The 24,234-nt window shown below is 57.7% G+C and carries 17 protein-coding genes and 2 pseudogenes; 3 read left to right on the top strand and 16 right to left on the bottom strand.

What is annotated here, in order from left to right:
• Positions 1 to 1,495: 1,495 nt before the first annotated feature.
• The 4 genes from MLPF_RS03565 to gap all read right to left on the bottom strand — a co-directional run bounded on the left by MLPF_RS03565 (position 1,496) and on the right by gap (position 4,872).
• A complete protein-coding gene (locus MLPF_RS03565) occupies positions 1,496 to 1,660 on the bottom strand; it encodes a hypothetical protein (protein WP_237755943.1) in 165 nt (54 codons plus the stop codon).
• Between the two features lie 157 nt (positions 1,661 to 1,817).
• Complete coding sequence (gene tpiA, locus MLPF_RS03560; RefSeq protein WP_045842576.1) at positions 1,818 to 2,603, bottom strand: triose-phosphate isomerase; 786 nt, start codon at positions 2,601 to 2,603, stop codon at positions 1,818 to 1,820.
• A complete protein-coding gene (locus MLPF_RS03555; RefSeq protein WP_045842575.1) occupies positions 2,600 to 3,850 on the bottom strand; it encodes a phosphoglycerate kinase in 1,251 nt (416 codons plus the stop codon). Before MLPF_RS03555 ends, tpiA begins: the two co-directional genes overlap by 4 nt.
• Positions 3,851 to 3,852: 2 nt before the next feature.
• Entirely contained in the window at positions 3,853 to 4,872 is a 1,020-nt protein-coding gene (gene gap, locus MLPF_RS03550; RefSeq protein WP_045842574.1) for a type I glyceraldehyde-3-phosphate dehydrogenase, read from the bottom strand.
• Between the two features lie 424 nt (positions 4,873 to 5,296).
• Between gap and MLPF_RS03545 the strand changes: the two genes are divergently transcribed.
• Positions 5,297 to 6,112: a L,D-transpeptidase gene (locus MLPF_RS03545; RefSeq protein WP_045842604.1), complete on the top strand. Its 816-nt coding sequence runs from the start codon at positions 5,297 to 5,299 to the stop codon at positions 6,110 to 6,112.
• A 772-nt stretch (positions 6,113 to 6,884) separates the two neighbouring features.
• Here the strand turns inward: MLPF_RS03545 and MLPF_RS03540 are convergent.
• The gene (locus MLPF_RS03540; protein WP_237817247.1) at positions 6,885 to 7,031 is read right to left on the bottom strand and encodes a hypothetical protein; all 147 of its coding nucleotides are present in this window, start codon (positions 7,029 to 7,031) and stop codon (positions 6,885 to 6,887) included.
• 3,731 nt (positions 7,032 to 10,762) lie between these two features.
• On the opposite strand from MLPF_RS03540, the gene MLPF_RS03535 reads away from it, so the two are divergent.
• Both MLPF_RS03535 and MLPF_RS16995 read left to right on the top strand, forming a co-directional pair.
• A complete protein-coding gene (locus MLPF_RS03535; protein ID WP_045842572.1) occupies positions 10,763 to 11,020 on the top strand; it encodes a hypothetical protein in 258 nt (85 codons plus the stop codon).
• Entirely contained in the window at positions 11,017 to 11,595 is a 579-nt protein-coding gene (locus MLPF_RS16995; RefSeq protein WP_082082306.1) for an ATP-binding protein, read from the top strand. Before MLPF_RS03535 ends, MLPF_RS16995 begins: the two co-directional genes overlap by 4 nt.
• Positions 11,596 to 12,376: 781 nt before the next feature.
• Here MLPF_RS16995 and MLPF_RS03530 read toward each other — a convergent pair.
• The 11 genes and pseudogenes from MLPF_RS03530 to MLPF_RS03480 all read right to left on the bottom strand — a co-directional run bounded on the left by MLPF_RS03530 (position 12,377) and on the right by MLPF_RS03480 (position 24,120).
• Positions 12,377 to 12,916, bottom strand: coding sequence for a hypothetical protein (locus MLPF_RS03530; protein ID WP_237817246.1), 540 nt, complete (start codon positions 12,914 to 12,916; stop codon positions 12,377 to 12,379).
• Positions 12,917 to 13,228: 312 nt separating this feature from the next.
• Positions 13,229 to 14,965 (bottom strand): annotated as a pseudogene (locus tag MLPF_RS03525) (DUF3556 domain-containing protein).
• A 411-nt stretch (positions 14,966 to 15,376) separates the two neighbouring features.
• Positions 15,377 to 15,805: pseudogene (locus tag MLPF_RS03520) on the bottom strand (wax ester/triacylglycerol synthase domain-containing protein); the annotation flags it as partial.
• Positions 15,806 to 15,920: 115 nt separating this feature from the next.
• Complete coding sequence (whiA, locus tag MLPF_RS03515) at positions 15,921 to 16,898, bottom strand: DNA-binding protein WhiA (RefSeq protein ID WP_156146969.1); 978 nt, start codon at positions 16,896 to 16,898, stop codon at positions 15,921 to 15,923.
• Complete coding sequence (yvcK, locus tag MLPF_RS03510; protein ID WP_045842562.1) at positions 16,895 to 17,974, bottom strand: uridine diphosphate-N-acetylglucosamine-binding protein YvcK; 1,080 nt, start codon at positions 17,972 to 17,974, stop codon at positions 16,895 to 16,897. The genes whiA and yvcK overlap by 4 nt, the downstream gene beginning before the upstream one ends.
• Positions 17,971 to 18,867, bottom strand: coding sequence for an RNase adapter RapZ (rapZ, locus tag MLPF_RS03505; protein ID WP_045842561.1), 897 nt, complete (start codon positions 18,865 to 18,867; stop codon positions 17,971 to 17,973). Before rapZ ends, yvcK begins: the two co-directional genes overlap by 4 nt.
• The gene (gene uvrC / locus MLPF_RS03500; protein ID WP_045842560.1) at positions 18,864 to 20,807 is read right to left on the bottom strand and encodes an excinuclease ABC subunit UvrC; all 1,944 of its coding nucleotides are present in this window, start codon (positions 20,805 to 20,807) and stop codon (positions 18,864 to 18,866) included. The genes rapZ and uvrC overlap by 4 nt, the downstream gene beginning before the upstream one ends.
• A 294-nt stretch (positions 20,808 to 21,101) precedes the next feature.
• On the bottom strand, positions 21,102 to 21,587 hold the full coding sequence (locus tag MLPF_RS03495; protein ID WP_045842559.1) for a PH domain-containing protein: 486 nt from the start codon (positions 21,585 to 21,587) through the stop codon (positions 21,102 to 21,104).
• The gene (gene ribH / locus MLPF_RS03490; protein WP_045842558.1) at positions 21,584 to 22,066 is read right to left on the bottom strand and encodes a 6,7-dimethyl-8-ribityllumazine synthase; all 483 of its coding nucleotides are present in this window, start codon (positions 22,064 to 22,066) and stop codon (positions 21,584 to 21,586) included. The genes MLPF_RS03495 and ribH overlap by 4 nt, the downstream gene beginning before the upstream one ends.
• The gene (locus tag MLPF_RS03485; protein WP_045842570.1) at positions 22,063 to 23,340 is read right to left on the bottom strand and encodes a bifunctional 3,4-dihydroxy-2-butanone-4-phosphate synthase/GTP cyclohydrolase II; all 1,278 of its coding nucleotides are present in this window, start codon (positions 23,338 to 23,340) and stop codon (positions 22,063 to 22,065) included. The genes ribH and MLPF_RS03485 overlap by 4 nt, the downstream gene beginning before the upstream one ends.
• 156 nt (positions 23,341 to 23,496) lie before the next feature.
• Positions 23,497 to 24,120 (bottom strand): riboflavin synthase, encoded by a 624-nt coding sequence (locus MLPF_RS03480; protein WP_045842557.1) that lies wholly within the window; start codon positions 24,118 to 24,120, stop codon positions 23,497 to 23,499.
• Positions 24,121 to 24,234 lie beyond the last annotated feature (114 nt).

The following is a 24,234-nucleotide window of genomic DNA, read 5'->3' as shown; positions in this document are numbered from 1 at the left end:
CAGGCCAGTCCGCCTCGGTTTCCGCGTTTTCGGTGCCGACCGAAAGCAACAGAACAGGGGCGATGACCGCGAACACGCCCTGCAGGATGTTGACCCCCCGACGCCATCCCGCCCCCGTGCCCGCAGGCCTAAAGGATTACTCCACCGACGAGCGGGCCGAGCTCGAACAAAAGGCCACCGCGTGCCGTTGCCGAGGTGGTGGCGATGCCGGTTTTCGCGGTACTGGTCCCGGTGACTAACGATACTGACCGATTCGCCTCAAGCAGAGACAACCACGTGATCTCCACGTGTACACGCAGCGCAGCCACCCACTCAATTACTCAATTATTAGTTGAATTTCCGAAGTGAGCTTCGGAGAAATTATCCTACCTCACCCTCTCTATCGGGCCATGATACAAAAAATATTATGTGTCCGGCGGACTGACGCTGAATATAGTGTTGGAACGGCGGCTAGACTCGGAGGCACTGCACGAGACGTCACGTTCCCTATGTTTGATGATACCGCCCTCTATCCGGCGCGCCTAACCCGGATCTTGACGGCTCGCATGGTGTGGGAACCTGACGGTGGGAGCATACGTCCCGGCGGCCACTTAATACTTAAGCGTGACGGCAGTCTGATCGAGGTAGTCCAGCCGACGCTGTACCTTGTTAATCAGCGTAATCGGATCCCCACATCGGCATACGCTCCCGAGCTGATCGCGTCCACAGCATCCTCCAGCATAATGGTAGCCGGAATAATCTGCTCAGCACGTGGAATCACTTGCCAGCGGCTCCAACACCACAGCCTGGATGAATAACACTAACCTGATGCGCAAGGCCAGTAGACGTCGCGAGACAATTGCCAGCCGTAGGCGTCGACCAGCCGATTTGACCCGCTTCGACGAAATAGCTCCGGGCTGCCCCAAGCGCCAATGATAACCGGGCGGATTCGGGCAACCACCACCGCGGTACTGATGAGCATGTCGACTAGGCGCACCGCGGGCGATACCGGACACGCGCGGCAGGCGGAAGTGATTCCAATAACACCGAGACCGTAAAGTTTTCGGCGCCGATAGCACGACACAACCCAGCGCCAGCACGGTTGCGACCACCAATGGCAGGCCAGCAGAGCAGACCGCCAGGAAACCGTCACAAGCAACGCACCGATCACCGTGCTGAAGATCGATTAACCGTACGGGACGAACACCGAAACATATCCTGGCCTCACCATGACGACGGTGGTCAACAGCAGCCAAAACAAGTGGGAGCTTTCATGCATCGCGCAAAAGTCATGCCGGTGGCCACGGCCAAGAAAGTCTGATCCGTACCCTGTTGAACAGGGCGGTATGGGAGCTAGCAGCACAAATCAGCGCCGACAGTCGGCGAGTCACTAGCATGCGCCCCCGGCGTGCCGGCTTCTGGGCTGAACGCATCCACCAACCCAAGCTCCCGACCGGCATCTGCCGCCGACAACTCGACCAATACCCGACATGCACGCTTGAATCTGGTTGTTGTACTAGCGGATCGCAGCGATCGCATTGTCGAATACCGTGCGACCCTGTACATAAGAGGATCGCCACCGGTCGCGGTATAACCCGGTAGCAACCAGCCTAACGCTAACGCCGCGGAACGCGCCTAGGAACACCAGCCCGACAACTTGAAAGATCGCTAACCAGCACACCGATGCCCGCTATCAACGCCACACCCACCCGACAGGCACACTGAACCATAGCGCAGCACTAGCCACCCGCAGCGCCGAGCTAACGCTACGGCCAAGCTCCGCAAGATAACTTATCAGACCAGGCCAGTGGTCAGTCCGAGGAACCTCTAGGGCTTCCCTAGGGAAGAGGCCCACCGGCGGCGATGGCCGCGAGCGTAGCGAATTGCTTCCCGTCCAGCGACGCTCCCCCGACCAGACCGCCATCGACGTCTTGCTGGGCGACGATATCACCAATGTTTTTAGCGTTCAACGAACCACCGTAGAGCACCCGAACGTTTTCAGCTATCTGCGGTGACGCCAGCATGCCCAACTCTTTTCGGATCGCCTCACACACCTCCTGGGCGTCGGCCGCACTGGCTACCCGTCCAGTGCCAATCGCCCATACCGGCTCATAAACGATGACGACATTGCCGATCTGTTCAGGTGACAGCCCGGCCAGCGAGCCGCGTAACTGGTTCTGGCAGTAGGTGACGTGTTCGCTCACCTCTCGGATCTCGAGGTACTCGCCTATGCACACGATCGGGGTCAGGCTGTTTTTGAGCGCCGCGGCAGCCTTCGCGGCCACCAGCGCGTCATCCTCGTCGTGGTAAGCGCGCCGCTCAGAGTGCCCCACAATCACGAAGCTGCAGCCCAACTTGGCCAAAAAGGGCCCGCTGATGTCTCCAGTGTAAGCGCCCGGGTCATGCTGCGAAAGATCCTGGGCACCATAGGTCAATCGCAGCTTGTCGCCATCGACCAAGGTTTGCACGCTGCGTAAGTCAGTGAATGGCGGGAGAACTGTGACGTCTACTTTGTCATAGTACTTGTTCGGCAATGAAAAAGCGATTTTTTGCACCAACGCGATCGCCTCGAAATGATTGAGGTTCATCTTCCAGTTGCCGGCGATGAGCGGTTTACGGCTCACGAGTCTCCTCCCCTTGGCTGCTCACGACCTAGTACCTCGATCCCCGGTAACGTCTTACCTTCAAGGTATTCCAACGACGCGCCGCCGCCGGTGGAGAGGTGGGAGACGCTGCCTTCGGGTAAGCTGAGCGCCCGCATCGCAGCCGCAGAGTCACCGCCGCCGACCACACTAAACGCCCCCTTGCCGGTAACAGCCACGATCGCTTCAGCAACCCCTCTGGTTCCCGCGGCGTACACAGGAAATTCGAACACGCCCATCGGTCCATTCCAGAAGATGGTCGAGGCGTTGGATAACAACGTAGCGAACCGCTTGACCGATTTCGGCCCGATATCCAGGCCCATCAATCCATTTGGGATAGCGTCAGCGGCGACGGTCTGCGGTGGAGAATCAGCAACGAACTTCTCTGTCACTACAATGTCCATGGGAAGCCGAATCACATCAGCGTAGGTGTTCAGCAGACTACGACAGGTCTCGATCATCTCAGTTTCCAATAACGATTTACCTACTGAAAATCCTTGTGCAGCAAGAAAAGTGAAGAACATAGCGCCTCCGATTACGATACTATCGGCTTTTGTCGCCAGCGACTCAATGACGCCGAGCTTGTCGGATACCTTCGACCCACCGAGCACCACTACGTAGGGGCGTTTGATCGAACTGGTCAATTGCTCGAGCATTTTTATCTCGTCAGCAACCAGTATACCGGCGTAGTGCGGCAACAGCGTGGCGACGTCATACACCGAAGCCTGTCTGCGATGCAGCACACCAAATCCGTCCGAAACGAAAGCTCCTGCTCTCCCGACCAATTCAACCAATTGCCTGGCCAGAGCGAGTCGCTCGTCGTCGACCTTACTGGTCTCGCGCGGATCAAAGCGGATGTTCTGCAGCAGCAGGAGATCGCCACTGGTCAGCCTCTCAACACAGGCGAGCGCTTCACCACCGACAGGGAAACAATCAGTGCCGCAGACCAACTGGACGTGGTGGCCCAGCTGCTCACCGAGCGCCGCGGCGACCGGTGCCAGTGACAGCTTTGGGTCTGGCCCATTCTCGGGGCGACCCATATGGGCAGCAACCACAATCTTGGCGCCGGCCTCAAGTAGCGCTTTCAACGTAGGCACCGACGCGGTGACCCGACCGAGGTCGGTGATGGCGCCATCATCCCTCAGCGGAACGTTCAGATCACAGCGCACCAGCACGCAGCGACCAGAAACACCTTCCACAAGAAGATCTTTAAGAGTAGGAATGCGCACGGCTAAAGTGACTTGCCAACCAGTGCGACCAGATCAACCAGACGGTTGGAGTAGCCCCACTCGTTGTCGTACCAGGACACCACCTTGGCTTGGCTGTCGATAACTTTGGTAAGACCGGAGTCGAAGATCGAACTGTGCGGGTCGGTGACGATGTCGCTGGAGACGATCGGGGCATCGACGTACTTCAGAATACCTTTAAGCCGACCCTCAGCGGCGGCCTTAAACACCGCGTTGAGTTCATCGACACTGACGCACTTGGACAAGTCGGCGGTCAGGTCGGTAACCGAGCCGGTAGGGATCGGCACCCGTAGTGCGTAACCGTCAAGCTTACCTTTGAGCTCGGGCATCACCAGGCCGATCGCCTTGGCCGCACCAGTAGAGGTCGGCACAACGTTCAGCGCGGCAGAGCGGGCGCGACGTAGGTCCGAGTGCGGTCCATCCTGCAGGTTCTGGTCTTGAGTGTACGCGTGGACAGTGGTCATCAAACCCTTGATGATGCCGAATTCGTCGTTCAGCACTTTCGCCAGTGGTGCAAGGCAATTCGTCGTACACGACGCATTGGAGATGATGTTCTGGCTGCCGTCGTACTTGTCGTCGTTGACCCCGAACACGATGGTGATATCGGGATCGGTGGCAGGTGCCGAAACAATCACTTTCTTGGCGCCAGCTTCCAAGTGCCCTTTGGCCTTGGCCGCGTTGGTGAACAAGCCGGTCGATTCGACGACAACGTCGATGTCGAGGTCATGCCACGGCAATGCCGCCGGACCTTCTCGAACCGCAAGCGCCTTAATTTTCTCGGGGCCAACCACGATCGTGTCATCTCCCTCGAGGCTGACGTCGTGCGGCAGCCGGCCCAAGATGGAGTCGAATTTGAGCAGATAAGCCAGCGTACTGTTGTCGGTGATGTCGTTGATGGCGACTACCTGCACGTCGGCGATACCTTGCTTCTGTTGGGCCAATAACGCCCGGTAGAAGTTGCGTCCGATGCGGCCGAAGCCGTTAATGCCTACGCGGACCGTCACTGGTCTCTCCTTTGTTGTCTTCAATCGACTGATACACCGCTCGCCGTCAGCCTAGATCAGTGACAATTAGCCCAAGTCATGGACCGGTTGAGCACATCACATACTGCGACAGCTGTGGTTAACCAGCATCGATGTATTCATGTGACATAGAACATACGACCGAGACCGTGCGCCACCAATACCTGGAGCCCGGTGTCTGCGCACAACCGCCGGACACGTATCAACTTTTCGGTAATCATGCCGATACAACACAGCTAGATGCCGAATCACGGCAGTAAAATACAAGCGTCTCTCCCAAATGCTGAACTCGCAACTAAAACTTGACCGAGACTTGACCAAGCCATCTAGCGCGTACGTACCTGCTCAATCGTCATGGGCCCCTACCATCGCCAATATCAACAACATTTTGGTCATCTCAAAGGTGATGGGAACTATGTGGGCAGCAATTCGAGGTATTCTTGCGATGATCGGGACCGCGGCCACGGTGGTCACCGGACCGGTGGGGGTAAGCCTAGCGGCGGTGAATCAATCGCATGGCTTCGCTATCACGTCGATTCTACCTACGCGGGGGGCGATGGTGGGCGTAGCGCACCCCGTGGTAGTAACATTCAACGCACCCATCACTAACCAGAAGGCGACCGAGCGTTCCCTTGAAGTGCGCTCGGCGCCAACGATGAATGGCAAGTTCGACTGGCTCGACAGCAACGTCGTGCAGTGGGTTCCCGACCGCTACTGGCCAGCGCACAGCACGATCGCACTTGCGGTAGGCGGCCTGTCCACCAACTTCAAAACAGGTCCTGCCATCCTCGGTATTGCCGAAATCTCGAATCACACGTTCACGGTGACGATCGACGGAGTCGAGGCGGAGACACCCCCTCCACTGCCTACGCCCCATCATCGGCCCCACTGGGGAGAAGAAGGGGTGATGCCGGCCTCGATGGGTAAGACAGAATTCCCCACGCCTACGGGTAAATACACCGTCATGGCTAAGGACCGGTCAGTGATTATGGATTCGAGTAGTGTCGGCATACCTGTCGACGATCCCGAGGGTTATCGGCTCTCAGTGGATTACGCCGTCCGTATCAGCAGCCGTGGCCTCTACATCCATTCGGCTCCTTGGGCGGTGCAGTCAATGGGGTTTGATAACACCAGCCACGGCTGCATCAGCCTAAGCCCCGCCGACGCAGAATGGTACTACAACACAGTTAACATTGGTGACCCAGTAATCGTTAAGGAATAACGGTCGTAAACTCGCTTGGTCCAAGATACGGCAATGGAAAACCGATTGAAAAGTTGACACCATCGTCTGTCTGGATGATCTATACGAAGAAGAGCAGTCGTTCAAGGGCACCCGTAACCGCAAGGGCACCCGTAACCGGGCGCAAGTCGCGGATCGCGAAGAAGTGGGTATTCCAAGGATTGTCGTTGCCGATTGTCTCGCTGAAACACGGAGGAGATTGAGGCCAAGGAGTACACGATTCACCTAGAAGCCGGAGTTGGACACCACCCATGTCTTGGTAGTGTTAGTGATATGCTACGATCTTAGCACATCCTAAACTAGCTTAGCTACTTCCGACGAAGCCAGAGTGTTGTGAGTCACATTTAACATGCTGGGTTAAGTAGGTGGTGTTAAAAATCGAGTCGTTTTGTGCAGCTGAATTTTTCGAGAACAGTGTTGTAGTTACGAAAAGCTGCTTGTAGTGACGCTGTGGTCGGCGAGGTGATGGATGCCCGACAAAGATGTAACAGCCAGTCAACGAACCACGGCTCAAGGCCATACGCCAGACCGGCACGCCGGTCACGGTCTTCATCCACCCACCACACCCCCAAATCAAGACAACTCCAGAAACGCCTAATCGAACTGGAGCAAAGCCCGATTAGCGCTAAAGGCCTTGGGCTTCAAAATGACAGATAGCTCGATAAGATTCTGCTGCAACGTGACCTGACCGAGCCAGCCTACCTACTACGAAAAGCGTGGCAGCCATCCTCTCGATCGTCGTTGCGAGCACACTCTAGCTTGGCTTGAGACGTGCGATGCGAACTGAGTCACCACTGCGCAGCACGCTGGGGATGACCACCTCAACATAGCTTCCCATATAAACGAATCGGTCCAGCGTACCGAACTGCTTGCACCCGACTCGAGCAATAGACTTCAGCACAAAGGGATCCCCAAGCAACTCGGGTTACGCAAGCATCGTCATCACGCACCACGACACCGGGACGACGGCATCAACCACAACCTCGGCACCGATGTACAAATCGCAATCCGCTCAGTCGGCCTGGCAACCCAATTCGTCAACGTAATTGATAAGGATGTTCGGTCATCGACACCACGAATCCCATTTCCCATCAGGGTATTCAGCCGCCGGTTTGCGTAATGTGCTCGTAACCACTAAACGCAGAACAGGAATTCCATCAGGGTCCCGGGTGCTATCATCCAGACGATGAATTCCACCACGCGGTCGCCCTATGCGTCGGGAGGCTTGACCGTGATCTCATCCACCACTGCATCCAGGCCAAGCGCGTCAATGTCGGGTTAGCGTTCCTCCGCAAGCAGTACCCTACGGAACGCTGGTTACCAAACACACATCATATCGACCCCTTAGGGCCGTCACGCAGCTTGTGAACTCGGCCGGGTCGGCATTGACCACGGTGCCGTTGGAAAAGGGTATCTCTATCCGCGAAGCTGGCGTGTCCGTCCCGGGCAACGCAAGGAATCGCGCAGGCAATCCATCAGCGCGCCATATCGCCTGGGAAGCTTGGCGGTGGCCCTTGTCCGGCTTTGACATCCACGAAACCGTCGGTGCAGTCACCGGACTACACCACCGGGGCCGAGGAAGCCCCCTCCTCGCCTTGCATTGACTGCACCGGTAGCACCAGAGCCGGTCAACGAATGCGCCTGTCATTCGCCATGGTTTCCTCGAGTTTGACGTGCCGGGTTAGACCAAAGTTACTGCTCAAAAAGCCTTCTGAACGATGTAGAAGCAGAATTAATACGTTTCTGGAGTAGCCAGAAATTCTGGCTACCCTAGGTGTGATCTGGCATGTCTTTCAACGCCGATCGTTTTCCGCAGCACCGCCCGCTTCAGTGATCAGATGCGCGATGTAGCCAGAATAGCTCGACTCCGCGCAATGTAAAAACCGAATTTTACTCAATTTTTGTGTGGACAGCCAGCAGTAACTTCGGAATAAGTCGTTGGTGTTATGCGGCGAATGAACTGTTCTGGTGTTGTCGGAGATTATCGGTTCATGTCATTTCGGTCGGGGTGACTGTCTGATGGTAGCGCTGTTCGTATGCGACTGGTGGTCGGTATTGGGATTGATGAGGTGGAGTCTGATCGTGTTGTGCCAGTGCACTCAGGAGGCGGTGTCCCGTTCTAGTTCGACGCGACCGGTGAAGGTTGGACGCTAGTCGATTAACTCAGATTTGTACCGTCCTACAGCCCGAACCCCACAACCGATGCACAAAAAGTCGCGGTCACTGCTGATGGACCCGACGATACCGGCCTCGTGCAGCGCCTCGGTGAACGCTGATCGACGTATACCGACTTCCCGCTTTCCCCTTGTGTCTACGTGGTGAATCAAACCCGTTATAGGGACACGGAGCTATGTGCAATAGCGGGTGAGCAGTGCCTGATCAAGCACCGATGTGACCAAGCACCGCGATCTTGCTGGTCATCACCGGCCGGCCCAGGATGCTGGGGGAGAACACGTCCACACAAAACGCGGTATAGTAAACCCTTTGCAGCGTCCACACATACGTGCAATCCGCTACCCATCACTCATCCGGGTGGGTCGGCGTTGACCAGCCATGATCGAGCAGGTCGGGATGCTGCTGCGGCGAAGGCTTGTCGTGCTCAATCGTGCGAGTGTTGCACTTAAATTACTGTGCCCTACGTCGTCAATACCGGCGATGCACATCAGCTGTGCCGCCTTGTCTGGACCCCAACTGTGACCTGTGTGTTTAGCAGCACACCAAAGCCTGTGCACACCGTCAGATCAGTAGGTTAGCCCATCTGCAGATCAAACAGGGTTTTGCCGTCATACGTGTCGGTAAAATCGGTTGCCCGCACAAAATCTGCCGCCTGACGGTGTCGTAGGTAGACGGAGTGAACTGCACGTCAGCCTGTTCAGACAGCACACGACAGATCGGATCGACCCAAATTCTTCGCGGTGGATATTGATGTACTCCACGATCACTGCAGTCAGCGATCGACTTCCACCGCGGCGAAAAACGCGCTCACTATTCGCACAATCTCGTTGACAAGCTTCAATTCTTGCACTTGACATTCACGCTCGGCCTAATCGCTCCTCTGGCTACCACCGTATCCCGCCCCGACTTCTCCCGCCATCCTTCTTGCCCTTATTGCCGCTCCCGCAACTCCTGCGAGTACGCCCACTGTGATACCATCCATCCACATCCTCTCCGTGTACAGAAAGCCTCCAGCGAACCCAAGACAATGCAAAAGCCGTATTGTGTCGCTGAAGTTTCCGAAAGTGATGTCTTTAGGGGCACTAGGCTACTTAGAGTGGTAGCGTGCGGTGTGGTCAGTGAGGTGTGTCAGGACGATAGATAGGAATCGGCCATGCACACAGGTCAGGAAGTGGGCAATGTGTAGACCGTGCTCGGTGCACGGTATAGCAGTGGCTGTGCCCAATGCTGCCACAGCTTAATTTATTAAAGTGACAGTCCTGCTCATCAAAAGTAACTACCCCTAGAGGCAACTCGCCGTTTGCGATCAACTGGTTGTAGGTAGACCCCTCCCCGGCTGTAAACGTTGGATTAAGAAAGGAATTATAAGGAGACACGTCCCACACGCTCGCATGAGAGTTCGTTGTGAAAGCACAGGCACTAAATAAGCAGGGCTGGACAATCAACCCGATCTCCCGCCATTTACCATTTAGGAGTAACCGTCGGTAACGGTGCTACGATATCTGTCCAGCGAACAGATCTCCGCTGGCAAGCCAGCTTGGCGTTGGACCCGTTGGCCTAGTATATCGAGTAATGTCAGCTGCGATTGGCGGATGATCCATATCTGTGCGGCTATCACGTTCTCCGACGAGATCACCACGCTGGGTTGCACTAGACCGTATTCGGTGTTTACTCAAGCGCTTCGCGAACGAGCGTTGTGCTCGCTGCGACGTTGTTCAGGCAGATACGACAGCCTGGCCGCGCGGTGATCGAACATCCGTTAGGTGCTGAAACCCAATGGGATTGGTTGCTATTTCCCAATCTTACGGCCGTGTGGGGGCCGGAGTAAGACGGCTAGTGTGCTTACCGACCCATTGCCGCATTATTAAGGACGCGGCTAACTAGGTTGACCGATCAGCCACATCTGGCGGAGGACTTGGGACGCGATGGCGCGCCTGTGGTGCTTTGACCGGATGTCCAAGCTGGCACAGCAACCGACTCTAGATGTCGTTTGAGCCGATCACCCGTCACTATAAGGTCGGTATTGACGTGTGTCCAGCCTATCACGCCTGACGCAAGGGCGCGGTGGACAAAGTCTTCGCGACGACCGCTCAATGCTGGTGGCACACGGTGCGCAACCAGGAACGGATTTCGTTCCGCGCCAAAAGCTATTCGGTACCAACCGTTAACACAGGCCGGCGTCTGTTGGTCTGTCACCGGTGCGGTGAGCTGACTGAGGTTAGACGTGGTCACCGACACCGGAGTGATGCTAGCCCGGCACCGCCACGCCCCTGATAGCATCGGCACAATGGGGTTCGCCGCCTAGCATGTAGTAGCCCCGGAGAAGGGTGATGCTGGCCAACTGCCCAACAGGCCTGTATGTCAACGCAAACACTGACCCATCGCGCAGACGCTAGCCACGGTCGGCCGTATCCGACAGAATAACCAGCAGCTGTCCGGCTGAGCAGGCAGTGACCGATGTCGAACACTACGCTGCAACCACCCGATCAATTCGGACTCACCGATACGGGGACAGGACCGACGAGCACCACCAATAACCAGGCCGCCCCCTACCAACAACTACGCGATCGTCTGCACGTTCTTCGGCTTTCCGCGGCGACCGAGGTGCCGATGGGGATGTTGGACGACGTCCAGTATCAGGATCTGTCTACGGTGGCCATGCTCAAACAGCTATTGGCGGTTCGCTTATCTGCCAACCGAATTCCGCTTCGATGAGCTCGATTTCATCGCCCAGCCCGGTGTTGATTGAGAAACTCATCCGCGCGCTGGCTTCGTTTGTGATTCCTCGACAACACCGGCAATGTGGTCTTTGTCGGGCCACCGGGTACCGGCAAAGGCTATGTTGGCTATCGGGCCGGCTCGTACGACGATCCAGAACGATCATCGTGTCTACTTTCACCACCGCCTGTCGATCTGTGACCAAGCGTTGCCACATGGTTACGCTCGAAGGCCGGCGGGCCACTCGCATGCGGTTCTTGTGCGGTCAACGGTTACTGGTAATCGACGAATTCGCTTACTCCCGAAGCTATTCCAATCACGAAGCCAACACCGCGCTCTCCGAAGTGATTGCGCAGCGCTACCTGAAACCATCGATAATTCTAACCTCACATACCGGCAATCGCCGGGTAGAGCTAGCGCCTCTGCAACCCGATACTCGTCGCTGCGGTTTTGGATCGACTGCTGCACACAGAGATCGTGTTCTGCATCAATGTTCATTATATCGGATGCGTGTTCACCAGCAACGCAGCGATGCGCTTAGCCGAGCACTGCACTCCGAAACCAAACCATGACCATTACCAACCGGCACAGTTGCGGACACCGCCATTACGATCAACACCGACGACGCCACACACATCCAAACCCCAGGAAGTGATCACATAGCACTACCCTGAACAATCGCTAAAACGGTCAACTTTCATTGAGCAAAACTGGTCGTTTTCAATGAGCGCCCAGCACGGCTGGTACAGCGCTTAACAAATCGCGCTATAGCCATGATGGGCTCCGGTCATTCGAGCGGCCAGCTTAAGCCAACCAACCGCATATACGGTTCATACGTCAACCCCGCTCTTCCCGGTCACGATCTCACACCGGCCGACTGGAACCTCCGAAACCCACACAAACCCAAGCACGCATCGTCGGTCTGTGATGAACCCGGGTGGGTAACTCTACCTCAGGTTGAGGACTTTCCCGACCACATCCGACGTCGGTGGCGTCCGGGCGCTATGACGCAACCCTTCATATAATTTTTAAGTCCCGCAGCCCCTCTATGCCTTGCTACCGGTAGCAGATCCTGCCAACTGGATCCCTATAGTGCCGGCGGGGATAGACCCCTCATAGCCATAGCAGCGATGACTAGCACCGCCATGTCTCCCAGTGCCAGCAGACACAGATTGTCAAAGAGATCTATCAATTTTAGCATTTCAGTCACGCCACAAACTCGAATCCAACCGGCAGGTAAGCCACCCCCAACCGAGAGACCGGGAAATTAGGCAAGCCAGGACCGTTCGAGCCGCTGGCACGCATCTGCGAGCGGCTAAGCCGACCGAACCGCTGACACCGACGAAATCAGAACTACCTGACTTGTGGTGCCGCCTCCCCACAGCAAAGAAGAGGCGCGGCAGCCGGCACCACGGGTGCGGCGGCAGGAGGTGCCTCGACGCTGGCGGGCGGACCGGGCAGAACCACTAAACCAGACAAAGCCGCCTGCGGCGGAGCAGTCGGCACACCCTTACCCGCCAAAATCCCACTCCCCAAAGCCGCCGAATCCCCAGCCGGCAGAGGTCCTATCGCCGGAGCCCCAGGCGGCACCACCGGGGGAAACCCACCAGGCGGCACCACCGGGGGAAACCCACCAGGCGGCACCACCGGGGGAAACCCACCAGGCCCCAGAGGTACCGGTGGCACGGTCCCTGGGACCGGACCAGGCAGGACCGCCGGAACGGCTGCCGGTGCAGCACCCAGGCCGGCCACGGCCATCTGCTCAATGCATGTGGGACCCCCCGTTGGTATTGGCAGCGGTGCAGCAGCAGCGCCAGGACTGAACGCCAAAGCGGCCCCGCACAACCCGGCACTAACAAGCATTGCGGTGTTGAATCGATCAAAGACCTTCAACGCTAACTCCCTCTTAATTTGCCCTTATTTGTCGCTAACTCCCTAGTATCTTTTTATGTCCCTTATTTAATACCTAATATACCTCCGTTGATCGCGGTTACCAGCACCGTAGCGTTTGTCCCGACACCTTGCCTAGCGTAGGCGACGAATTGGTTGTCAAACTGATGTAGAACAATTGCAGAATCGATGTGAAATACAAACCATGCCGTGACCGTGTCCTTATCCATATAATGACCGATGGCGTCGTTTTGATGTACCCAACCGTGGGCCCAGCTCTGATCAACCATTCGTCGTCATCACCTATCGCAAAAGCTAAGTTACGTTGTTAGCGTGGTTGGGGAATTCGTCACCGGGCTCAAGCCGCGGCTGGCGGGTCAGCATATCCGCTACCTCGATGTAACCCGCCTCTATCACCCTGGTCTTGGCGTTGAGAATGCAGTACCATTGCTTTTAGATGTGGGCCAGTTGGGTCTTCAAGGAGAATGACACGGTGTCGCCTTCGTCGAAGTTGCATAGCCGCAACAGCACGACCCGTAGCTGCTCGCTTTGCAGGTGATCTTCACCGAAGTTCCATCTGACAAGCGACCCGGCAACTATTTCGCCCTCGCAAACGCGGTAGTCGGCTTAGTTATCTATTCTTAGTTATCTATTATCGGGGGGAACAGCCCCGGTTGAGCACCCGCCCATACGTGTACATTGCCCGGAACGGCCGCCATATGGTCTGACATAACTTTGGCTGGTCGGCCACCCCTTACAGCTTGGCCAGCTGATTGACAACGAGCACGGAGCTGTTGACAACATTCGCCTCCCGCTATTTCTTCGGCGCCAGCGTGGAAACACGCAAGCTGGTGGCCCTGTTGTCGACAGGGGTAGTGCATTGCGGGCAGGAATAACATTTTTCCGGGAACGGGTTCTGATCATTACGGTCACCACGGCGATCGCGAGAGCCAACACTCAGCGGTAGCCGAAGGTCGGTGGCACGGATCGAGCCATAGTGCCCGAAGAGGTAGAACAGCGAAAAGATAAAGAACACGTCCCGCTCCAACGGAACTCCCATCGGGAGGTTGGACAGGATGTTTGAAGCAGACAATCACCATGCACCCGATAAGGAATCACCACCAGGGTTCACCACCGGCAACCAGGACCAGAATCCCGGAACCAGAAATTCCGTGGTGGTGCCGCCGACATGGGCCATCCACTTCGGTAACTGGGAGGGGCGCAGGCCGCTGATCGAGTCGCTCTAGAACATGTGCTTGATCGAGTTGAACAGCTTGCGTCGCAGTAGCGCATTATTGCTGGTCATCACTGCGACGACGTACGGTAAGTGGTAATTCACCCTCGCAGTCACCACTCCCCACCTCGGCGCAAGCATGATGCGCTTAAAAGCTGCGATTTGATCGATGAACGGGCAGAAGAACACGAAAAGTTTCAGCCAATGGTGCTCTCTGCGGGCGTCCAGAAAAAATAGCCTTGTCACGCAGACCCAACAATATCAACACACCAATGGTCAACGCCACCAGAACGGGGTTTATCAAGCCGACGTCGTCCGCAGCGGTGAGACCGAGCCCACCTTGACAGGGTGAGCCAGGCGACAACAGTGCCTACGTTCCGCCGAGCAACACGATGACATAGAGCACGACACCGACACTGGTACGAATATCACTCACTGGTGAGTAGAACCTTGCCCGGCCAAGACGGAAGCCGAATTATTTTGAACCGCAATTATAAAGACAGCCACCGATCGATGGAACGCACCGATCGGTCAGCGAGCTGGATCCGCAACCGAGACCTAAAACCTCGAACAGCAAGGTGCAGACGATAACTTCCTGGTACAGGATTGGCTGTGTCCACCAGTCGCCGATGTGACCCAGAGCGCCCAGGACCAGGGTACGCGAGATGATCACAGCAGAGGCTGCTATACACCGCGTAGGGAGTTCCGAAGCTGTGTTCAACCCAGTGTTGGGTCACAACTTGTAGTTGCAGTGTCCGCGGCGCGGTCTGCCAGGTGTCACGATCGACGTCGGGAAGCTCCGGTGTGATGAATCCCATGAAGGCCTCGTTCTACGTGTCTAACCAGTTGGCGAATTCGATGGATCTGTATCGCACAACGACGTCTTCCCTCAATGCAAATCTGGTCTGGGCACCGACCTGGTGTTTTGCACGCAACCCCTCATCATGCACGAATGTTTCGTTGATGCTGCCACACGAGGCTCCTCCCAGCCTACCGGACCGCGCCCCTGGTAGAGAGATCTGGGTCATCTTACCCGAGACCAGAACGGGAAACCGTCACTGCAGGTTTTTGATCATTCCCTGGCTCCCGTGCCGATTCTGTTCTTTTAAGAACGCTAAGCCCTGAAAGTCGAGGGCCTTTGGGTGTTGTCGTCGGCTTAGGCTATAACGATCGCCGTCTGATATTATCAACCCGTCGTCTACACTGGATCAGCATTCCCAGAAAACGCTCGAGACCTCGCTAACTATAGCGTAATGCATTTTGGTCAGCGCCGCGATGCGGCCAACGCTGACGCCCTCGATCACCCAGAGTTCCCACAACGGTCGTGAGCGGTCCAGTTTGTAGGCCATCAGCCGGCTAGAGAGCTCGTCAAGCTCACGTCGACCGCCCGAGATCAGGAACACCGATACGGGGGATGTCGAAGTCGACGTCAAGGTCGTCGTCTTCAACAAACCGCGGCCGGTCCAGCCCGAGCGGGACGCCGGTAACCCGCCACCGCAACTGCGGGTAGCCCAGGCAGCCGCTCGTTGATCAGTTCGCAGAGTCTCTGAAAGCTGTAATCGGACGCGTTAATGGGATAGCAGATCGTCAACGCATCAACACTCATGGTGCTATGACGCTGCTTCTGCAGAAAACACCACATCAACATTCGAAAACAGCTTCGCTCCCCGACCACAACCTTAGCACGGGAGCAGCAGCGAGCTATCCCGAACAGTCACACAACCCGGCCTAACTCTTCCTCACACCGTTGCACGGCGTACACCATCGTCGGGCTTAGGCGTCCTCCAACAAGTCCGGCGTCACCGCGGACTCGGTGTCGGGGATGCCTTCGATCTTCGCTTTGCGATCGGCCATCGACAATAACCGCCGAATACGTCCTGCCACAGCGTCTTTCGTCATCGGGGGGTCGGCAAGTCGACCCAATTCCTCCAGCGAAGCTTGTCGATACTCGACGCGAAGTTTGCCTGCCGAGGCCAGATGATCAGGCACCGTATCCCCGAGTATCTCTAGCGCCCGCTCCGCTCTGGCTGCCGCCGCGACCGCGGCACGCGCCGAACGGCGCAGATTGGCGTCGTCAAAATTGGCAAGCCGGTTGGCTGTCGCCCGCACCTCGCGACGCATCTGACGTTCCTCCCAGACTAGCCGGGTGTCCTGGGCACCCATTCGAGTCAACAGCGCGCCGATCGCCTCACCGTCGCGCACCACCACACGATCGGCACCACGCACCTCGCGAGCTTTAGCACTGACTCCCAGCTTGCGCGCCGCACCCACCAGGGCCAGCGCGGCCTCCAGACCAGGACAGCTGACCTCCAATGCCGACGAACGTCCCGGCTCAGTCAGTGATCCGTGCGCCAAAAACGCTCCCCGCCACACAGCCTCAGCATCGGCGAGACTGCCGCCCACGACCTGAGCCGGCAAACCGCGTACCGGGCGACCACGCATGTCAAGAAGACCAGTCTGACGTGCCAGTGCCTCACCGTCGTTGGCCACCCGCAGCACGTACCGAGTATTCTTACGAATCCCGCTGGTCGACAAGACATGTACAACCACATTGTAACCGTACAGATCAAAAATGTCCTTGCGCAGCCGGCGCGCGATGTTGTCCAGGTCGACCTCAGCTTCGACCACCACACGACCACCGACGACGTGCAACCCTCCAGCGAACCTCAGCAGAGACGTGACTTCCGCACGACGCGCACTGACTGATTTCACCCCCAGGCGGCTCAATTCGTCCTTGACTTCAGTCGTCATCGCCACGCGTCGTCACTCCTTGGTCCCTTGCCAACCGGCCCATTCACCCCGGTCTGTGGACGTTTACCATCGAGCCGTATCTGTTCGGTGGCCGCCACCGTAGGCGCCGACGAGTCCTGGTTACCCAGCCGCACCCTGTCCAAGGCTGTCGCCAACTTGCCCGGGTCATGTAAAGGTGTACCAGGTCTGGCCACGTCGACGAAGTGAACCTCAGCCTGCAGCAATGTCGCGACGCGAAGCAGCTGCTCCCGTTCCCGGTCACTCGGCACTCGGTCGGCGTCAATGATTATATCGTGGACAGTGAACCCGGGCGCGTGCTGAGCAAGCACGTGCAGGTGACGCTCCACGGAAAATCCCGCCGTCTCCCCCGGCTCGGCCGCCAAGTTTAGCACCAGCGCTCGCCGGGCGGTGGTGACCCGCAGCGCCGTGACAAGCCCAGGTACCAGCACATGCGGGATCACGCTGGTGAACCACGACCCCGGCCCTAGCACCACTAGGTTGGCGGCCATGATGGCGTCAACAGCCTGCCTGGTCGCCGGCGGATCTACCGGAAGCAACCGCACCCGCCGCACCTTGCCCGGTGTGGACGCGATCGCCACCTGACCGCGGATCAGCCGGAATATCCGTGGGTCGGCCTCCAGACCGGAGACATCGGCTTCAATCTGCAGCGCAATCGGGCACATCGGCAACACCCTGCCTTTGACCCCGAGGATGCGTCCAACCTCATCGAGTGCAGCGACGGGATCGGCAAGCACCTCATTGAGGCCAGCCAGCATCAAATTGCCGATCGGATGTCCGGCCAGAGCACCGCTGCCGCCGAAGCGGTGCTGCAGGATGGTTGCCCACAGTCGTCCATACGGGCTATCGGATGCCAACGCCACCAAGGCCATTCGCAAATCGCCCGGTGGCACTATACCCAATTCACTGCGCAGCCGACCCGAGGAGCCTCCATCATCGGCTACGGTCACGATCGCCGTGACGTAAGGGGTAAGCCGACGGGCTGCCGACAGTGTCGCGTACAGACCGTGCCCACCACCCAGCGCAACGATGCTTGGGGGACTTCCAGGCGAAATCATTCGCGACCCAGATCCCGGTGCAGCACCCGCACCGACAATTGCAGATCCGACTGCAATAGTCCCATTAATGCTTCCGCGATCGCCACGCTGCGATGTTTGCCACCAGTGCAACCTATGGCGACTGTCATATAGCGCTTCCCCTCCCGTTGGTAGCCGTTGACAACCAAAGAAAGCAATTGATGATAAGTCCGCAAAAACTCAGCCGCGCCAGGCTGGCCCAGCACATAGTCACGTACCGCCGAATGCTGGCCGGTGAGTGAACGTAACTCGTCGACCCAATGCGGATTCGGCAGGAACCGCACATCCATGACGATGTCGGCATCCATCGGCAGGCCGTACTTAAAGCCGAAGGACTCCACGGTGACGCTGGTAGTCGCGCTGGCATCCCCGCCGAACGCACGCTCGATGCTTTCCCGCAGACCAGGCACGGACAACGTCGATGTGTCAATAATCAAATCGGCCGTAGCGCGAACCGGAGCCAACATCCTACGCTCAGCGGCAATGCCCTCGGCCAACGTTTGCTTACCCTGCAGTGGATGACTGCGTCGATTCTGTTCGTAGCGGCGCACCAACATGTCGTCAGATGCCTCCATGAACACCACACGCGGAGTGATGTTGCGAGTGGCGAGCTCGCTGCGTACCGAGTCCAGATCGCCGGTAAAGCCTCGCGATCGCACATCCATCACCACCGCCAACTGGGTGATCCGCGACCCGGCCGCCAAACCGAAATCCACCATCCAGGTGATCAGCTGAGGCGGGAGGTTGTCGGCAACATACCAGCCAAGGTCCTCTAGGACCTTGGCTGCGGTGCCGCGCCCGGCCCCGGACAACCCGGTCACCAGAACGACGTCGATTTCGGCCGACGCCTTTCCAAGGTGGTTGTTCCCACTCATTCCGAGACCTCAGATGAATCCGGTCGCAGCGCATCGAGGATGGCGGTAGCCGTTGTCACGCCTATACCCGGAACGGCAGTGATCTGTTCTACGGTGGCATCCTTGAGGCGGGCTATCGATCCGAAGTGGGTGACAAGCGCCTTGCGGCGATGCGCTCCCAACCCCGGCACCGAGTCCAGGACCGATGTGGTCATTCGCTTGGATCGCTTGCTGCGATGGTAGGTGATGGCAAATCGGTGTGCCTCGTCACGAACCCGCTGCAGCAGAAACAGGCCCTCGCTGTTGCGCGGCATGATGACCGGGTCCGGCTCGGACGGCACCCACACCTCTTCGAGCCGCTTAGCCAGACCAATCACTGCCACGTCAGTGATACCGAGTTCCTCAAGCACGGTGCTGGCCGCATTGACTTGCGGCGCGCCTCCATCAACGACATACAGATTGGGAGGATAGGCAAATCGGCGCGATTTTCCTTCCGGAGAAAGCATATTCGTATCGTTCTGATCGTGAAGATGCCGCAGGAATCGGCGTCGAGTCACCTCAGCGATGGAGGCAACATCATCAGAGCGCCCATGCCCAGCAGCCTCCCGGATCCCGAAGTGTCGGTAGTCCGACTTGCGTGGCAGACCGTCCTCGAATACCACCAGAGAGCCCACCACGTCGGTGCCCTGCACATGGCTGATGTCGACGCATTCGATTCGCAATGGTGCATAGGCCAACCCCAGCGTGTCTTGAATATTCTGCAGCGCAGCTGATCTGGAGGTAAAGTCACCGGCACGCTTTAGCTTGTGTTGCTGCAATTCTTCTTTCGCGTTTCGCTGCACCGTTTCAGCTAGCGTCCGTTTGTCGCCACGCCGTGGCACCCGCAGCACGACCCTAGATCCACGCAGACCGGACAGCCAACTGGCCAACTCGTCGGCGTTAGAAGGTAAACACGGCACCAATACCTCGCGGGGAACCAGGTTAGCGGATTCGTCAGCAGCACCGTCTAACTCCGCCTGTTCACCGTAGAACTGTGCCAGGAATTGCTCCACCAATTGCTCCCCCCCGGTATCACCAGGGTTACCGGACTTTTCAACAATCCAGCCGCGCTGGCCACGCACCCGACCGCCGCGAACGTGGAACACCTGCACCGCCACCTCTAGTTCGTCGTCGGCGAATGCCACCACGTCAGCGTCAGTGCCATCGCCGAACACCACCGCCTGCTTCTCCATAGCCCGTTTGAGCGCAAAAAAGTCGTCACGAAGCCGGGCGGCTCGTTCGAAATCGAGTTGCTCTGCGGCGACGTTCATCTGTTGTTCCAAGTCACGGGCATAACGATCGGTCTTGCCAGACAGGAAGTCGCAAAAATCTGCCACGATTTGGCGATGCTGCTCAGCACCAACCCTGCCCACACACGGCGCCGCACATTTGTCAATGTAGCCAAGTAGGCATGGACGGTCGATCTGCTTGTGTCGCTTGAATACTCCAGCTGAACAGGTTCGTGCTGGAAACACCCGGGTAAGCAGATCAAGCGTTTCCCGAATGGCCCACGCGTGCGAGTACGGTCCAAAATAGCGCACGCCCTTGCGTCGGGGACCGCGATAGACCATCAGTCGGGGAAACTCCTCGCCCAGGGTGACGGCCAATACCGGATAGGACTTGTCGTCGCGGTAGCGGATGTTGAAGCGCGGATCGAATTCCTTGATCCAGTTGTACTCCAACTGCAGAGCCTCAACCTCGGTGTTTACCACCGTCCACTCGACCTTGGCTGCTATGGTCACCATTTGCCGAGTCCGCGGGTGCAGGTTCGCGACGTCGGCAAAGTACGACGTCAGCCGGCTACGCAGGCTTTTGGCCTTGCCGACGTAAATGACGCGTCCGTACGGATCCCGGAATCGGTACACACCAGGCTCGACCGGTATGGATCCGGTCGCGGGGCGATACGTCACGGGATCTGGCACGCATCTAGGCTAGTGGTCGCTAACAAGTATCATTTAGAAAGGCGGGTTTCCGTCGAACTAGTCCGGTCAAGGACCGTTATCCTACTCCTCGACGGAACCTTCGAACAACCACTTCGAACCACCCACCAAAGTCCCCGGTTGCGGTGCGCCACCTGGGGGAGATGGCATGCTCAATTCTGCCAGTAACGTGACGGCAGGAACCGAGGCTATCGGCAACGGGGCCGTTCAGCTGGATACTCCGATGCTAATTGAGCCCGTTCATTGGGCAGGGTATGACGGTCGCTAACCAGATGTTCATTGTGCTGTTTTGTCAAGGACCATAAGGTCGGGCCGATATCGCGCCAGCAGTGCACGAACGGCGTCCATGGCATCCACAGCACGATCCTTGTCGACAGCCTGGATCGCCATCAACGGGATGTACTCATCGTCGGGCAGGTCGATTCGCGCCCAACGACTTCCTGACGGAAATGACACGTCAACCACATAAGACCACGGAATTATCCTGTAGCCCATGATATTACGCACCGACAATCCTGCGGAACCGACCCGAAGTCGTGGACGCGCGAGCAACAGCACGGCAGCCGCGATAACCAGCCCCAACGCACCGATCGCTACCTGGTCGGCAGTCTGGAAGACCACTCCACTGGACTGGATTTTGAGCAGCAAGCCCACTGTGATATGCGCTACAGTAATCAGAAAAGCTGCGGCGTAGGCAAATAACGGTGTCCAGTAGGGACGCAATTCCACATCCCAGTCGTCCCGCTCCAACTGTGTGGTCATGTCCGAGCACGCAAGTTAAGCAGAGTCAATGCGGTGGTCAGGGCAGCAGCTACCGCCTGGGCCCCCTTGTCTTCGGCCGACGTCGGAAGCCCAGCCCGATCCAGCGCCTGTTTCTCGGTATTGGTGGTCAGCACACCGTTGCCAACCGGCGTCGAAGTATCCAGCGCTACGCGCGTCAAGCCTTGCGTTACGGAATTGCAAACATAGTCGAAATGTGGTGTATCGCCACGGATCACGACACCCAAGGCAACAACTGCATCGTGATGGCGAGTGACCTCCTGCACCACTACCGGAATCTCGATGGCACCGAGCACACGGACCACTGTCGGGCTATCGATACCTGAGCTTGCAGCAACTTTGCACGCGCCCGCCAACAGCGCATCGCAAATCCTGCCGTGCCAGGTGCTTGCGACAATACCGAGCCGCAGACCGGACGCGTCGATCGCCGGAAACGCCGGAACACTAGCTCCACCACTCACAAAGCACCACCGAATTCACCTGTAAAATGGTTTGGTTCACGAAAATCATCCAACCCAGCCAGGTCGTGGCCCATCTTGTCACGCTTGGTCATCAAGTAACGGATGTTATCCGCGTTGGCCCGAACCGGAAGCGGCACCCGCTCGATGATGTGCAGTCCGTACCCATCTAGCCCAACACGTTTGGCGGGATTGTTGGTCAACAATCGCATCGAGCGCACTCCGAGATCGACTAATATCTGCGCGCCAATACCGTAATCCCTTGCATCAGAAGGAAATCCGAGTTTGATGTTGGCATCCACGGTGTCCGCGCCAGCGTCCTGCAGCTGGTAAGCTTGCAGTTTATGCATCAACCCGATACCTCGACCTTCATGGCCACGCATATATAACACCACGCCGCGTCCTTCTCGCGCCACCATCGCCATAGCGGCATCGAGCTGAGTCCCACAATCGCAACGCCGTGAGCCGAACACATCACCCGTCAAACACTCGGAGTGCACCCGCACCAATACGTCATCGCCGTCACCACTGCATCCGGCAATCTCGCCGCGGACCAGTGCCACATGCTTAACGTCCTCGTAAATACTAGCATAGCCGATAGCGCGAAACTCTCCGTGACGGGTCGGGATCCGGGCTTCAGCAACCCGCTCAATGTGCTTCTCATGCTTGCGCCGCCATTCGATCAGATCGGCAATGGTGATCAGCGCCAGATCATGCTCATCAGCGAAGACCCGCAACTCGTCGGTCTGTGCCATCGAGCCTTCGTCCTTCTGACTGACGATCTCGCAGATCACGCCCGCGGGCTGGAGTCCCGCCAGCCGGGCCAGGTCGACAGCGGCCTCTGTATGACCCGGCCTGCGCAACACACCGCCGTCCTTGGCGCGCAACGGAACCACATGGCCAGGGCGAGTGAAATCGTCGGCGACACTGGTTGGGTCAGCTAATAACCGCATTGTGGTAGCCCGATCAGAAGCCGAAATACCTGTTCCTACACCGTTTCTCGCGTCGACAGTGACCGTGTAGGCAGTCCCGTTTTTGTCTTGATTCACCGCAAACATCGGCAACAGACCCAACCGGTCGCAGATAGCACCGTCCAGCGGCGCACACAAGTATCCCGAGGTGTAGCGGACCATAAAGGCCACCATCTCCAGCGTTGCCTTTTCGGCGGCGAAGATCAGGTCGCCCTCGTTCTCGCGGTCCTCATCGTCGATGACGATGACGGCTTTACCGGCCGCAATGTCAGCAACCGCCCGTTCGACGGAGTCCAACCTCGTCATCTTTGCCACCTTGCTATCAAAGGGGCCCACGCAAGCAGCCCACACGCTGCATTAAGTATGAACCACCGCACTGCCACGGTTATTGCCACAGCTTTCAGGGCAGATTCAGTGGCATGAGTCCGCACAACCGCGCGAATGATGCCACTGCAGGAACGGCTATCGAGTCAAACCCCCGGGAGGAACGTTCTGGATTAGCCGCTCAACATATTTGGCGATGACATCCACTTCAAGGTTCACCTGCGTTCCCACCGGAGTACGGCCAAGGGTGGTTAGCTCTCGGGTCGTTGGGATCAATGAAACCTCCAACCAGTCCCGAGGTTCAGCACCGAGCCCGGAGACCGTCAGCGAAATCCCGTCGACGGTGATCGAGCCCCTTTCAACCAAATAGCGAGCCACCACCGGGGGCACCTCTATCCGCACCACCTCCCAGTGGTCTGAGGGGGTTCGGGCCACCACCTCGCCAGTGCCGTCCACATGCCCCTGCACGATATGCCCACCAAGCCGGCCGTTAATGGCCACAGCGCGCTCCAGGTTGACCCGGCTGCCGACTCGTAGCTCACTCAAGTTAGAGCGATGGAGCGTTTCGGCCATCACATCAGCGCTGAATTGACCGTCGGGCAGCAACTCCATCACCGTCAGGCACACGCCGTTAACCGCGATCGAGTCGCCATGGCCAGCGTCGGCTGTGACCGTGCAACCACGAATGATCAGGTGCGCCGCATCGGCATGGACGTCCCGACCGACCACCTCTCCAAGCTCCTCGACAATTCCGGTGAACATGGCACAAGACTAACTAGTTTGGCCGGTCGCCCAACCCCTGTGAGGTACGGCAAACGCCGTTGTCCAGCTACGTCGCCGCGCCGTGTTCGACCCCTGAACACTCCCCGTGTTTTC

It is taken from the genome of Mycobacterium lepromatosis, from assembly GCF_000975265.2.
GTDB classification, from domain to species: Bacteria; Actinomycetota; Actinomycetes; order Mycobacteriales; family Mycobacteriaceae; genus Mycobacterium; species Mycobacterium lepromatosis.
Note: the sequence above shows the minus strand (reverse complement) of the source record. Positions and strands in the feature narration are given on the sequence as shown.